The sequence below is a fragment of the Labrys monachus genome (assembly GCF_030814655.1).
Taxonomy (GTDB): domain Bacteria; phylum Pseudomonadota; class Alphaproteobacteria; order Rhizobiales; family Labraceae; genus Labrys; species Labrys monacha.
This window is the reverse complement of record NZ_JAUSVK010000001.1, coordinates 5,836,687-5,849,167: the sequence shown is the minus strand read 5'-3', so window position 1 is coordinate 5,849,167 and position 12,481 is coordinate 5,836,687. Positions and strand designations below refer to the sequence as shown.

Genomic DNA, 12,481 nt, shown 5'->3' with positions numbered 1-12,481 from the left:
AATGCGGTGTCCGGACGGAGGTATGCCCTCTTCAGGCAACGGCGAGGATCGACCGGACGTCGCGCTTTGGCGGCACGCCGAACAGGCGCCGGTACTCCCGGTTGAACTGGGTCACGCTCTCATAGCCGACACGGAGGGCGGCGGTGCCGGCGTCGATCCTCTCCGTGATCATCAGGCGCCGGGCCTCGTGCAGGCGCAGATGCTTTTGATATTGCAGCGGGCTCATCGCCGTGAGAGCCCGGAAGTGGTGATGCAGCGTGGACTCGCCCATGCCCGCCTCGTCCGCCAACGCCCCGATGCTGAGCGAGCGGTCGAAATTCTCGCGGATCCACCGGATTGCCGCCGAAACGCGCTCGGTCTGCGTTCCCCTCTGGACCGCCTGCCGCAGTCGGCCCCCGACCGGCCCGGTAAGGATGCGATAGAAGATTTCGCGCTGGATCGGCCGGACGAGGATCGGGATGTCGTCGGGACTGTCGAGAAGCTGGAGCAGACGCATCGACGCGTTCGCCAGCGCCGGCGTGACCGGGCCGACCGCAATGCCGGCGCCGTCGGCTGCGGCCGAAGGCCCGTGTCGATCGACCTCCGCGATCAGCTCCCGCGCCATGTCGAGATCGATATTCTGCTTGATCGAAAGATAGGGCGTCGCCTCGGTCGCATCGAGGACCTGGACCACGGTGGGAAGGTCGACCGCGGTCAGGAGGAAGCGGGACTGGTCGTAGACATAGGTTTCCTCGCCCAGGATGACCCGCTTCGCGCCGCGGACGATGAAGGCGTAGGACGGCTCGTAGAGATACGATCCCGGCTCCATGGGCGACGTGCGCCGATGGAGCGTGAGACCGGGCACCGCCGTGCTGCAGGAGCCGTCGCCGCCGAGGTGACGGGTGATCGCCTCGGCCATCCAGTTGCGGACAGCTTCGATTTCCGCGGCTTCGACGGTCCCGTCGATATCTGCTGCAGGCTTGTCCACCAGGCCTTCCTCTCGGCCGCGACGTTCCGGGCACGCCGCTCAGTTTAGCACATCCTGCTTCCCACCGTCGCGTTCGGCCTTCAGGCCGGGAAGTCGGTCGAAAGCGTCAAGCCCTTCCATTCTTCGACATTCCTGCGAAGGGCCTCCGCCTTGGTCGTGAACACGGCATAGGCGTCGGACCCGGCCGCGAACCAGGCCGGCGGCTTCCCGGCGTCGGCCAGGGCCAGTATCGCGGCGGCGAATTTCACGGGATCGCCGACCTGGCGATGATTGTCGGCATCCAGCGCCGCCCTGTGCCGGGCGGACGAAGCCGCGTAGTCGTCGATCGCGATTTCGCCGTAGCGTACCGAGCTGCCATCGAGGAAATCCGTGCGGAACCGCCCCGGATAGACACAGGTCACGTGGATTCCGAACGGCGCGACCTCGTGCCCCAACGCCTCCGACCAGCCCGAAACGGCATGCTTCGTCGAGCAGTAGACCGAAGCCCCCTCGAAGCCTTCGACGCCGGCGATGGAAGAGATCGTCACGATATGGCCGGAGCGTTGCGCGCGCATGATCGGCAGGATGGCCCGTGTCACGTTGAACACGCCGAACACGTTGGTCTCGAACTGCCGATGCAGCGTTTCCGGGGTGATTTCCTCGAACGCGCCCAGCTGGCCGTAGCCCGCATTGTTGACGAGCACGTCGATGCGGTCGAAATGCCGTCTGCTCTCGGCCAGGGCGGCGGCGATCGCGGCGGTGTCGGTGACGTCGAGGGCCACGGCCTGAAGCCGTCCGCCATGGCCCGTGAGCGCGTCGGTGATCGGACGCGGGTTGCGAGCGGTTGCAACGACGTTGTCGCCCGCTTCGAGCGCCGAACGCGCGATCTCCATGCCCAGGCCGCGGCTGGCCCCGGTGATGAACCAGGTCTTCATTGTCTTTTTTCCCGTAAACGAAACAGCGACGGCGCCTGTCGCGCCGGCAGGGCGTTGTCTACCGCTCCCGGCCGGGTGGCCGCTAGGAACGGTCCTGCCTGCTTCTTGCCTGATCCTGTCGATCCGCGCCGGCACGTTGAGGCCGGCACTTCCTGCGCGTCGTCGAACCCGGCGGCTCAGGCCTGCGGGGGAACGACCACCAGCTTGCCGAACTGCGCCCTGGCGAGAAAGTCCTGCTGGGCGCGGGCGAGTTCGGACAGCGGATAGGCGGCGGCGAGGAGAGGGCGGATGTCCCCGCTTTCCAGGGCGCCGACCAGCCGCTCGAACACGCCGTCGTCCTGGGAGGTGCAGCCGAAGAAGCAGAGATCCTTGAGATAGAGCTTGCGCAGGTCGAGCGAGACGATCGGGCCGGCGACCGCGCCCGACACCGCATATCGGCCCCGCGGCCTCAGGACGTCGAGAAGATCCGGCCAGGACGGGCCGCCGACGACGTCGATGACGGCGTCGACGCTGTCGGGCGGCACATGGGACGCAAGCGCCGCGCCCCTCGGCACCAGCCGCGCGGCGCCGAGGGCCTCGAGGCGATCCGCATGACGCCCGCTCGCGACCGCGATCACCTCGGCGCCCCGCCGGCGGGCGAGCTGGACGCAGGCCGCGCCGACGCCGCCGCTCGCGCCGGTTATCAGCACCCGTTCGCCGGCCGCCACGCCGCTGCGCCCGAGCAGGTTCTCGGCCGTCGCATAGGCACAGGGAAAGGTCGCGAGCTCCGCATCGGAGAGGGGGCTCTCGATCCGGTAGGCATCGGGGGCGGGAACGCAGGTGAACTGCGCAAAGCCTCCGTCGACCTCCGAGCCGAGCCAGGCATCGCGCCTTCCCTGCCGGAGCGAGCGCAAGCAAGGCTGGACGATGACGCGCTCGCCGATGCGGCCGGCCTGCACGCCGGCGCCGGCCGCGACGATGGTGCCGCACACATCCGCGCCCTGGATGCGCGGAAAGCCGATCGCCCCGTTCCAGCCGCCTTCCCGTGGCGGCGTATCGACGCCGACCCCGGCCGGCGCATACCAGCCGATCCGCGTGTTGATGTCCGTATTGTTCAGGCCGGCCGCGCCTACCCGGATCAGCACCTCGCCGGCCCGCGGCCGGGGTACCGGGACGTCATGCCGATAGGCGAGCTTGTCATAGTCCCCGTGGCCGGTGAGGACCATCGCCGTCATCACGGCGGGAATCGAGAATGTCATCATGCCTCGACAATGCCCGCCTTTGGGCGATATGCCAGCGGAAACGACGGGGATCGGCGTTTCGCCAGAACTCCCGTCCGGCCGGCGAATTGCGAGAGGGCGACGTCGGGGCAGCGGGAGCCGCCGCCAAACCTCGCGCGGAGCCTCTTCGTTCAGGTCTTCGGCTGCAGCCTGTCCCAGATCCTCACCAGGTCGGCGACGGACTTGGCCTGCATCTTGCGCATGACCTGGCTGCGGCGAACCTTGACGGTGATTTCGCTGACGTCGAGGAGGCCGGCGATCTGCTTGTTCAGAAGCCCGCGGACGACCAGGGGCAGGACGTCCCGTTCTCCGGGCGACAGCGTCCGCCAACAGGCCTGCAGGGTCGCCGTGGCCTCGTCCTCTTCGAGCCGAAGACGATCCTTCTCGATGCCGTGCTGGATGGCGTCGAGCAGGTCCTGGTCCCGGAACGGCTTGGTCAGAAACTCGATGGCGCCATTCTTCATCGCCTTCACCGACATGGCGATGTCGCCGTGGCCGGTGATGAAGATGACGGGCAGCCGAAGGCCGGTCCTCGCCATCTGCTGCTGGAATTCCAGTCCGCTTTGCCCGGGCATGCGGATGTCGAGCACGAGGCATGCCGGGCCATCGACCGGGGCGGCCTCCAGGAAGGCCCGGGTCGAGCCGTAGGACCTGACGCTCAGGCCCACGGAGGCGAGCAGGTCCTCGATCGCCGTGCGGACGGCCTCGTCATCGTCGATCACGTGGACGAGCGCGGTGCCGGGCTCGTGCGTCGGGCCGGCGGCGGTCATGGCGTGTCCTTCCCGGCGGCCGGCAGGCTGAAGCGGAACACCGCGCCCATCCGCGGCTCCGACGTTGCCCAGATCCGGCCGCCATGCGCCTCGATGATCGAACGGCTGATGGCCAGGCCGATGCCCATGCCGGTTTCCTTCGTGGTCCAGAAGGCGTCGAACGCGTGCTCCAGCACGGAAGGCTTCATGCCGGCACCGGAATCGGCGACGGCGAGCACGATGTTTCCATCGGCGTCGCGGGAGGAGGATATCTCCAGTTCCCGCCTGAAGCTGGGCAGGCCGGCCATGGCTTCGAGGGCGTTGAGGAGCAGATTGCCGATCACCTGCTGGATCTGGACCCTGTCCGCCATCGCCGCCGGGAGATCCTCCGCCAGGTGCCATTGCAGCGCCACGCCGTTGCGCTCGATCTCATGCTGCGCCATGGCGACGGCTTCGATCGCGGCTTCGTTGAGATCGAGCGGCTCGCGGCGCGACGGCTCGTTCCTGGCGAGGCCGCGGACACGGGCGATCACCTCGCCGGCGCGGCTGGCGTCGCGGACGATCCGTTCGGCGGCCTGCCGTGCCTTGGCGAGGTTGGGCGGCTCATGGGCGAGCCATCGCCGGCAGGCATCGGCGCTCGTCACCACCGCCGCGAGGGGCTGGTTGACCTCGTGGGCGATCGAGGCGGTCAAGGCGCCCAGGCGCGTCAGACGGGCCACGCGGGCGAGCTGTTCTTGTGCGTCATGGGCGGCCGCCTGCGCGGCCACGGTCTTCAGGGCGAGATAGGTGGTGACGCCGATGGCGGAGGCGCTGATCCCGCAATTGAAGACCCCGGCCTCGAAGGAGCCCTGCTTCGTCAGGAGCAGGCTGATCGCCGTGAGGCCGACGCAGACCGACGCCAGGAAGACGACGCCGCGGGTCGACAGGAAGCCGATCGCGGAGAGAATGACCGCGATGTAGAAAACCGCGAAGGCGATCTCGAAATCCGTGACCGTATCGGCCACGAAGATGCAGATCAGCAGCGACGCGATGAAGACGGCCCGCAAGCCGGGCCTGTTTCGCTGTTTGGAGAGCATGCCCTGCTTCATCGTCGGCGACCGTCGTGGCGGCGTTCTACGGGTCTTCCTGCCCGACTTGCAAGGCGCGGGGCAAGCGCGGGCCGACGAATTCGACCGCGAAACACGAGGGATGGCGAAATCGCGACCCTCTCCGCATCCCCGCGCCGCCGTCGGCTATACCAAAGTATAGCTCCCTTATTCTGAAGTCTTCCCTGTCTTGCCCTGATCGAGATGGCGCCCGCAGGCAGGGGATTCTATAGCGATTTATGCCCGCTCGGTCGCTTCGGCCGGCGGGACCCGCGCAGGCCGGCAAGGGCGATCCGCACCCTGGCTGCCGCGCGGATCGAAAATCCCCGCCGCCGGGGCGTCTGCTCGGGGCCTGATCCAGGCGCACCCGCGGCGCTCCGGGCGGCGCACCGGTGAGGTGGCACATGATCTTCATAGCGGCCCTGTTCCGAAACCGCCGCCCAGGCCGGGAGGCGCGGCCCGTCCCTCGGTCCTCCTCGGAGCCGTTCCCGTCACCGATGCGGGCGGGCCTGCGCCAGGCGGCCGAGCACGCGGTCCGCCTGCTGGCGGCGGTCCTCGCCTGGAGCGCCGTGCACCTGCTCCGGCTGGCGTTTTCGCGCGTATCGCTGCGCCTTCTGTCGAAGCGTCGGGCTCGCTCGCTCGCGGGCTGGGCCGGGCGCCTGAATCACGCATCCGTCGAAATCCTGCTCCGGCAGTCGCGCTGCTCCGATCAATCCTTCAGGCCACCGGCCAACGGGTTTCTTCCATGACAAGGCAGACCTTCAGCCCGCTCGCCATCCGCCGTTCCGTGCTGCCGAGCCTGTGGGACCTGATGGCCCTGCTGATCGTGGTCGGCGCCATCGTCCTCGTCGCCTATGGCGCGAGGGTCACCACCGTTCCGCTCTCGACGCTGGACGTCACGCCGCTGTCGCTCGACCCGGCCAATCTGCCGGTCTACGCCTTGCGCACCGTGCTGCGCATGCTGCTGGCGATCGCGTTCTCGCTGGTGTTCACCTTCGTCTACGCCGCCGCCGCCGCCAAGAGCCGGCGCGCGGAAATGGTGCTGATCCCCATCCTCGACGTGCTGCAGTCGGTGCCGATCCTCGGCTTCCTGACCTTCACCGTGACGTTCTTCCTCAATCTGTTCCCCGGCAGCGTGCTGGGAGCGGAGCTGGCTTCGGTGTTCGCGATCTTCACCAGCCAGGCCTGGAACATGACCTTCAGCATGTACCAGTCCATGCGCAATCAGCCCAAGGACCTGGAGGAGGCGACGCGGAGCTTCCACCTGAGCGGCTGGCAGCGCTTCTGGCGCCTCGACGTACCCTTCGCCATGCCGGGCCTGGTGTGGAACACCATGATGTCGATGTCCGGCGGCTGGTTCTTCGTCGTGGCGTCCGAGGCGATCACCGTCGGCGACACCACGGTCACGCTGCCCGGCATCGGTTCCTATGTCGCGCTGGCGATCAAGCAGCAGAACATCATGGCGATCCTCTACGCCGTCGTCGCCATGCTGGTGGTGATCATCCTCTACGATCAGTTCCTGTTCCGCCCGCTGGTGGCCTGGGCCGACAAGTTCCGCTTCGAGACCACGGCGTCCGGCATGGCGCCGACATCCTGGATGCTCGACCTGTTCCGCCGCGCCCGCGTCACACATGTGCTGGCGGCGCCGATCGAATGGCTCGCGCGCCTGGTCTGGAATCTGCGTCTGCCCCAATGGCCCCGGCTCGGGTCGCGGCAGGCCGGCATCGCCACCGCGCGGGTGATCGACGGGGCGTGGATCGCACTGATCGCGGTGGGGGCGGCATGGGCCGCCTATGTCAGCATCACCTATCTGCGGGCCAGCATCGGCTGGTCGGAGGTGGCGACGGCGGTTCTCTATGGTCTCATCACGCTCGCCCGCGTCGTCGTGCTGATGGCCATCGCGACGCTGATCTGGGTGCCGGTCGGCGTCTGGATCGGCCTGCGTCCCAAGCTCGCCGAGAAGGTGCAGCCGCTGGCGCAGTTCCTGGCGGCCTTTCCGGCCAACATCGCCTTTCCCGTCTTCGTCGTGCTGATCGTGCGTTTCGGGCTCGACGCCAATATCTGGCTCAGCCCGCTGATGATCTTGGGCACGCAATGGTACATCCTGTTCAACGTCATCGCCGGGGCGAGCGCCTTTCCCAGCGACCTCAAGGAGGCGGCGCGCAGCTTCCACATCAGGGGCTGGCGCTGGTGGTTCAAGGTGATCCTGCCCGGCATCTTTCCCTACTACATCACCGGCGCGATCACCGCCTCGGGCGGCTCGTGGAACGCCAGCATCGTCGCCGAGATCGCCAGCTGGGGCGATACACGGCTCTCCACGCCGGGGCTCGGCTCCTACATCGCCAACGCCACCGCGGCCGGTGACTTTCCGCGCGTCGTGCTCGGCATCGTCGTGATGTGCGCCTTCGTCACGCTGTTCAACCGGCTGGTCTGGCGCCCGCTCTATGCCTTCGGCGAACGCCGCCTGCGCCTGGGCTGACCCGTTTCTCCCGATCTGAGGATACCGCCATGCTCGACCACGTCGTGAAGGCCCCGCTCGTCGATATCCGGCAGGTCTGCCGGTCCTTTCCCAAGGGGAGCGGCAAGGAAGTCGTCGTCCTCGAGGATGTCGACCTGACCATCAAGGCCGGCGAGATCGTCGGCCTGCTCGGCCGCTCCGGCTCCGGCAAGTCGACGCTGCTGCGCATCATTGCCGGCCTTCTCTCGCCCTCCTCGGGACAGGCGCGGTGCCGGGGCTCGGCCATCCAGGGGCCGCCGGCGGGCATCTCCATGGTGTTCCAGTCCTTCGCCCTGTTTCCCTGGCTGACCGTGCTGCAGAATGTCGAGCTCGGCCTGGAGGCGCAGAACGTCGAGCGGGCCGAGCGGCGCCGGCTCGCACTCGCCGCGATCGACCTCATCGGCCTCGACGGCTTCGAGAACGCCTATCCCAAGGAATTGTCCGGCGGCATGCGCCAGCGCGTCGGCTTCGCCCGCGCCCTCGTCGTCCATCCCGATCTCCTCTTGATGGACGAACCCTTCTCCGCCCTCGACGTGCTGACGGCCGAAACGCTGCGCACCGACATGATCGACCTGTGGATCGAGGGGCGCCTGCCGATCAAGTCCGTGCTGATCGTCACCCACAACATCGAGGAGGCGGTGCTGATGTGCGACCGCATCCTGGTGTTCTCCTCCAATCCGGGGCGGGTGGCGCGGGAATTGAAGGTCGACCTGCCGCATCCGCGCAACCGCCTCGACCCGGTGTTCCGTCAGATGGTCGACAGCATCTACGCCCTGATGACGCGGCGCGCCGAGCCGCGGGCGCCTTCGATGGAGGGCATACCCGGGACGGGCATGGGCATGGTCCTCGATCCCGTCTCGACCAATGTGATGGCCGGCCTCATGGAGGCCGTCGCCGGCCCTCCCTATCACGGCCGCGCCGATCTGCCGGTTCTGGCAGGCGTGCTCCAGCTGGAGGCCGACGAGCTCTTCCATCTCGGCGAGGCGCTCCAGCTCCTGCGGTTCGCCCAGCTGAGCGAAGGGGATCTCCTGCTCACCGAGGCCGGCAAGCGCTTCGCCACGCTGGAGACGGACGCCCGCAAGAAGCTCTTTGCCGAGCATCTCGTCACCTATGTGCCGCTGATGGGGCTGATCCGGCGGGTGCTCGACGAGCGTCCGACCCATACCGCGCCGGCGGCGCGTTTCCGCAACGAGCTTGAGGACTACATGACCGAGCACTATGCGGACGAGACGCTGAAGACGATCGTCGCATGGGCGCGCTATGCCGAGCTGTTCGCCTATGACGAGCAGGCCGAGACCTTCAGCCTCGAAAATCCGGAATAGGTTGCCGGCTCGGGGGCGCGATCAGGTCCGGCCCGCGTCCATCAGGCGGTAGCGGTCGAGCGCCACGGCGACGATGATGATCAGGCCCTTGACGATATATTGCCAGACGTCGGAGACGCCCGTCAGGATCAGCCCGTTGGTCAGCACCGCGATGATGAGCGCGCCGATGAGGGTCCCCCAGATCGAACCGATGCCGCCCACGAAGCTCGTGCCGCCGAGGATGACGGCGGCGATCGCGTCGAGTTCGTAGGACTGGCCGAGCTGCACGCCGTTCGCCGCATAGAGGCGCGCCGCCGACATCACCCCGCCCAGCCCGGCGAGGAGGCCGGAGACGCCGTAGACGAACAGGAGGATGCGCCAGACCTTGATGCCGGACAGCCGGGCCGCGCTCGGATTGCCGCCCACGGCGTAGATGTGGACGCCCAGCACCGTCCGGCGCAGCACGAACCACGAGGCGGCGACCACCACCAGGGCGATCACCACGAGCCAGGAGATGCCGAAGATCGAGCCATTGCCGATGAAAGCGAAGGGCAGGGCCGGGTTGAACACCGTGGTGTCGTGGCCGAGCAGGCGGGCAAAGCCGCGCACCGCCGTGAGCGAGCCGAGCGTGACGATGAAGGGCGGCAGCTTCAGGAAGGCGATGAAGCCGCCATTGGCGAGGCCGAACAGGAGGCCGGCGGCGAGCGCGGCCGGAACGCCGATCAGGCCGATGTCCGGCAGCAGCGAACTCATGACCGCCACCATCGCCGAGACGGCGAGGATCGAGCCGACCGAGAGGTCGATGCCGCCGGTGAGGATCACGAAGGTCATCCCCGCGGCGAGCACGGTGTTGATCGAGGCCTGCTGGGCGACGATGGAGAGGTTCTGCAGCGAGGCGAACCGCCCCGACAGCAGCGCGAACACCACGCACAGGATGATCAGCATGGGCAGCATGCCGAGGGCGCGCACCAGGCCGCGGAAGGACTGCTCGCGGCTCGCCGGCGCGAGGGCTGCTGCCGGTTGGACGGACATGTTGTCGGGGCCGCTCATCGTTGTTTCCACCCTCAAGCCTGGACGGGTGCCGGCCCGGCATGCAGGCCGGCGGCGAAATTCATGATTGCTTCCTGCGTGATCGGCAGGCCGCTGTCGCCGCCGACCTCGCCTTCGATGGCGCCTTCCCGCATCACCAGCACCCGATCGGCGATGCCCATGATCTCCGGCAGCTCGCTCGAGATCACGATGATGCCGATGCCGGCCTTGGCGAGCTGGTCGATGATCCGGTAGATCTCCGACTTGGCGCCGATGTCGACGCCGCGCGTCGGTTCGTCGAGGATCAGCACCGACGGCTTGGCTTCGAGGAGGCGGGCGAGCAGGACCTTCTGCTGGTTGCCGCCGGACAGCGAGCCCACGGCCACGCGCTCATGCCCCACCCGCACGGAAAGCGCCGAGATCGCCGCCTTGGCGCGGGCCTTCGCCCGGACGCTGTCGAGAATGCCGGCGGGGCCGGCGTCGCGGCTGCAGACGATCAGGTTGACATTGTCCAGGACGGACATGTCGAGCAGCAGGCCCTGCGCCTTGCGGTCCTCGGTGAGGTAGACGAGGCCGGCCCGGATGGCGTCCTGCGGCCCGGCGATGGCGACCGCGCGCCCGCCGATGCGGATCGTGCCCGCCGCGCGCCTGTCGGCGCCGAAGATCAGCCGCGCGAGCTCCGTTCGCCCGGAGCCGACGAGCCCGGCGATGCCCAACACTTCGCCGGCATGGAGCGCCAGCGTGCACGGCTTCACCCGCCGCCCGTCCGTGATGCCCTCGACCTCCAGGACCGCCGGGCCGCGCCCGCCTGAAGCGGCGTGGTCCTTCTTGTAGAAGCCGGAGATGTCGCGGCCGACCATCATCCGGACGAGGCGCTCGGCCGAGAGTTCGTCGCGCGACAGGGTGCCGACATAGCTGCCGTCGCGCAGCACCGAGCAGCGGTCGGAGAGTTCGTAGATCTCCGCCATGCGGTGGGAGATGTAGATGATGGCGAGCCCGTCGTCGCGCAGGCGCCGGATGAGGTCGAACAGGCGGTCGGTCTCCCGCGAGGACAGCGCGGTGGTCGGCTCGTCCATCACCAGGATCTCCGCCTTGGTGTGGATCGCCCGGGCGATCTCGACCAGCTGCCGCTCGGCCAGCGACAGCGAGCCGACGAGGGCCTTGGGCCCGAAGCCCGCCCCGAGCCTCGCCAGCACTTCCCGGCTGCCCGCCGCCATGGCGGCGCGGTCCGCCAGTCCGGCCGTCCGCGCTTCCCGGCCGAGGAAGATGTTCTCGGCGACGGTGAGGTTGGGCGCCAGCGACAATTCCTGATAGATCACGGCGATGCCGAGTTCCCTGGCGTGGAGGGGCCCGGCGATGGTCACGGGCCGGCCGCGGAGGACGATCTCGCCGCCGGGATCGGCGACATAGGCGCCGGACAGGATCTTCATCAGGGTCGACTTGCCCGCGCCGTTCTCGCCCATCAGCGCATGGATCTCGCCCGGCCATGCCGCGAGGCTGACGCCGTTCAGCGCCTTGAGGCCGGGAAAGGTCTTGGAAATGTTGCGCATTTCCAGGACCGGCGTCGTCTCCTGTCGCACCGTCTCGCCTCCGTGCACCGTCATGGGGTCGCGCGGGCGGCCGGACGAAGCCGGCTGCCCGCGGACTGGCCTGCCGGCCTATTTGCCGGCCCAGCCCGGATAGGACTGGATATTGGCGGTCGTCACCAGCGTCGGCGGCAGCAGGATCGTCTGCTGCGGCGGCTTCTTGCCGCCGACGATCTCCACCGCGTAGCGGTAGGCCTCGGACGCCATGTGATAGGGCGCCTGCGCCGAGGTGGCGCGGATCAGCGACTTGCCGCCCTTCATGACCTGGATGGCGTCCGGCGAGCCGTCGACCGAGGTGATGAAGAACTCGCTGCGGTGGAGCTGGGACGCGGCGAGGTCGGCGCCGATGGCGGTCGGATCGTTGATGGCGAAGATGGCGTCGACCTTGGGGAACTGGGTCAGCAGGCTCTGGGTCACCGCGAGGCCGCCGTCGCGCGAGGCCTGGCCGTTCTGGTCCCTGGAGATCACATGGATGTCCGGATGGGCGGCGAAGACCTTCTCGCAGCCATTGACGCGGTCGACGATGGCCGAGATCGGCGGCCCGTTGACGATGATGACGTCGCCCTTGCCGCCGGGCAGGTTGTCGACGATGTACTGGCAGGCCTGCCGCCCGGCTTCCTCATTGTCGGTCATCACGGTGACGTCGACATTCTTGGCCGTGACGTCGAAGGCGGCGACGGTGATGCCGGCCGCCTTGGCCCGGTCGACCGCCGGCTGGATGCCGACGGGATCGACGGCGTTGAGCATGATGATGTTGGTGCCGGCGGCGATGAAATTGTCGATCTGGTTGAATTGCTTGCCGAGATCGTAGTCGGCCGATACCGCGGTCACCTCGGCGCCCGGCGTCAGCTTGGCGGCGGTGTCCTGGATGGCGCCGTTCGTCACTGCATAATAGGGGTTGCCGAGGGAGCCGACGGTGATCCCGACCTTCGAGACCTCGGCTGCCGACGCCGCCGAGGCCGCGAGGGCGATGCCCGTCGCTGCCGCCGCGGTCCGCAAAAAGCTCTGACGCATAATCCGTTTCCTCCCTTGTTTCCGGCTTGTGCCGCCCGGAGAACCGGCGACGCGGCCGGCTTCTCCGACGCGGTGGGGTC

The 12,481-nt window shown here is 68.3% G+C and carries 11 protein-coding genes; 3 read left to right on the top strand and 8 right to left on the bottom strand.

What is annotated here, in order from left to right:
* Positions 1-31 precede the first annotated feature (31 nt).
* From J3R73_RS26690 to J3R73_RS26670, 5 genes are all read right to left on the bottom strand, one after another.
* Positions 32-967 carry an AraC family transcriptional regulator gene (locus J3R73_RS26690; RefSeq protein WP_307434423.1) on the bottom strand — a complete coding sequence of 312 codons (936 nt, stop codon included), beginning with the start codon at positions 965-967 and terminating at the stop codon, positions 32-34.
* Between the two features lie 80 nt (positions 968-1,047).
* On the bottom strand, positions 1,048-2,016 hold the full coding sequence (locus tag J3R73_RS26685) for an oxidoreductase (protein WP_307434417.1): 969 nt from the start codon (positions 2,014-2,016) through the stop codon (positions 1,048-1,050).
* 41 nt (positions 2,017-2,057) lie between these two features.
* On the bottom strand, positions 2,058-3,119 hold the full coding sequence (locus J3R73_RS26680) for an alcohol dehydrogenase family protein (protein WP_307434414.1): 1,062 nt from the start codon (positions 3,117-3,119) through the stop codon (positions 2,058-2,060).
* Positions 3,120-3,271: 152 nt separating this feature from the next.
* A complete protein-coding gene (locus J3R73_RS26675) occupies positions 3,272-3,910 on the bottom strand; it encodes a response regulator transcription factor (protein ID WP_307434411.1) in 639 nt (212 codons plus the stop codon).
* Positions 3,907-4,965: a sensor histidine kinase gene (locus tag J3R73_RS26670; protein WP_307434407.1), complete on the bottom strand. Its 1,059-nt coding sequence runs from the start codon at positions 4,963-4,965 to the stop codon at positions 3,907-3,909. The genes J3R73_RS26675 and J3R73_RS26670 overlap by 4 nt, the downstream gene beginning before the upstream one ends.
* 413 nt (positions 4,966-5,378) lie before the next feature.
* Here J3R73_RS26670 and J3R73_RS26665 point away from each other — a divergent pair, with 413 nt between their 5' ends.
* The 3 genes from J3R73_RS26665 to J3R73_RS26655 are packed head-to-tail and all read left to right on the top strand — an operon-like array spanning position 5,379 to position 8,793.
* Positions 5,379-5,723, top strand: a complete 345-nt coding sequence (locus J3R73_RS26665; RefSeq protein ID WP_307434404.1) for a hypothetical protein — start codon at positions 5,379-5,381, stop codon at positions 5,721-5,723.
* On the top strand, positions 5,720-7,453 hold the full coding sequence (locus J3R73_RS26660; protein WP_307434401.1) for an ABC transporter permease: 1,734 nt from the start codon (positions 5,720-5,722) through the stop codon (positions 7,451-7,453). Before J3R73_RS26665 ends, J3R73_RS26660 begins: the two co-directional genes overlap by 4 nt.
* 29 nt (positions 7,454-7,482) lie before the next feature.
* Positions 7,483-8,793, top strand: coding sequence for an ABC transporter ATP-binding protein (locus tag J3R73_RS26655; protein ID WP_307434398.1), 1,311 nt, complete (start codon positions 7,483-7,485; stop codon positions 8,791-8,793).
* Positions 8,794-8,814: 21 nt separating this feature from the next.
* Here the strand turns inward: J3R73_RS26655 and J3R73_RS26650 are convergent, their stop codons facing one another.
* Genes J3R73_RS26650 through J3R73_RS26640 form a run of 3 tightly spaced genes read right to left on the bottom strand, consistent with a single transcriptional unit; the run spans position 8,815 to position 12,401 of the window.
* Positions 8,815-9,822, bottom strand: coding sequence for an ABC transporter permease subunit (locus J3R73_RS26650; RefSeq protein ID WP_370880018.1), 1,008 nt, complete (start codon positions 9,820-9,822; stop codon positions 8,815-8,817).
* Positions 9,823-9,836: 14 nt separating this feature from the next.
* Positions 9,837-11,405, bottom strand: coding sequence for a sugar ABC transporter ATP-binding protein (locus J3R73_RS26645; protein ID WP_307434395.1), 1,569 nt, complete (start codon positions 11,403-11,405; stop codon positions 9,837-9,839).
* Positions 11,406-11,459: 54 nt separating this feature from the next.
* Entirely contained in the window at positions 11,460-12,401 is a 942-nt protein-coding gene (locus J3R73_RS26640) for an ABC transporter substrate-binding protein (protein ID WP_307434392.1), read from the bottom strand.
* Positions 12,402-12,481: the final 80 nt, after the last annotated feature.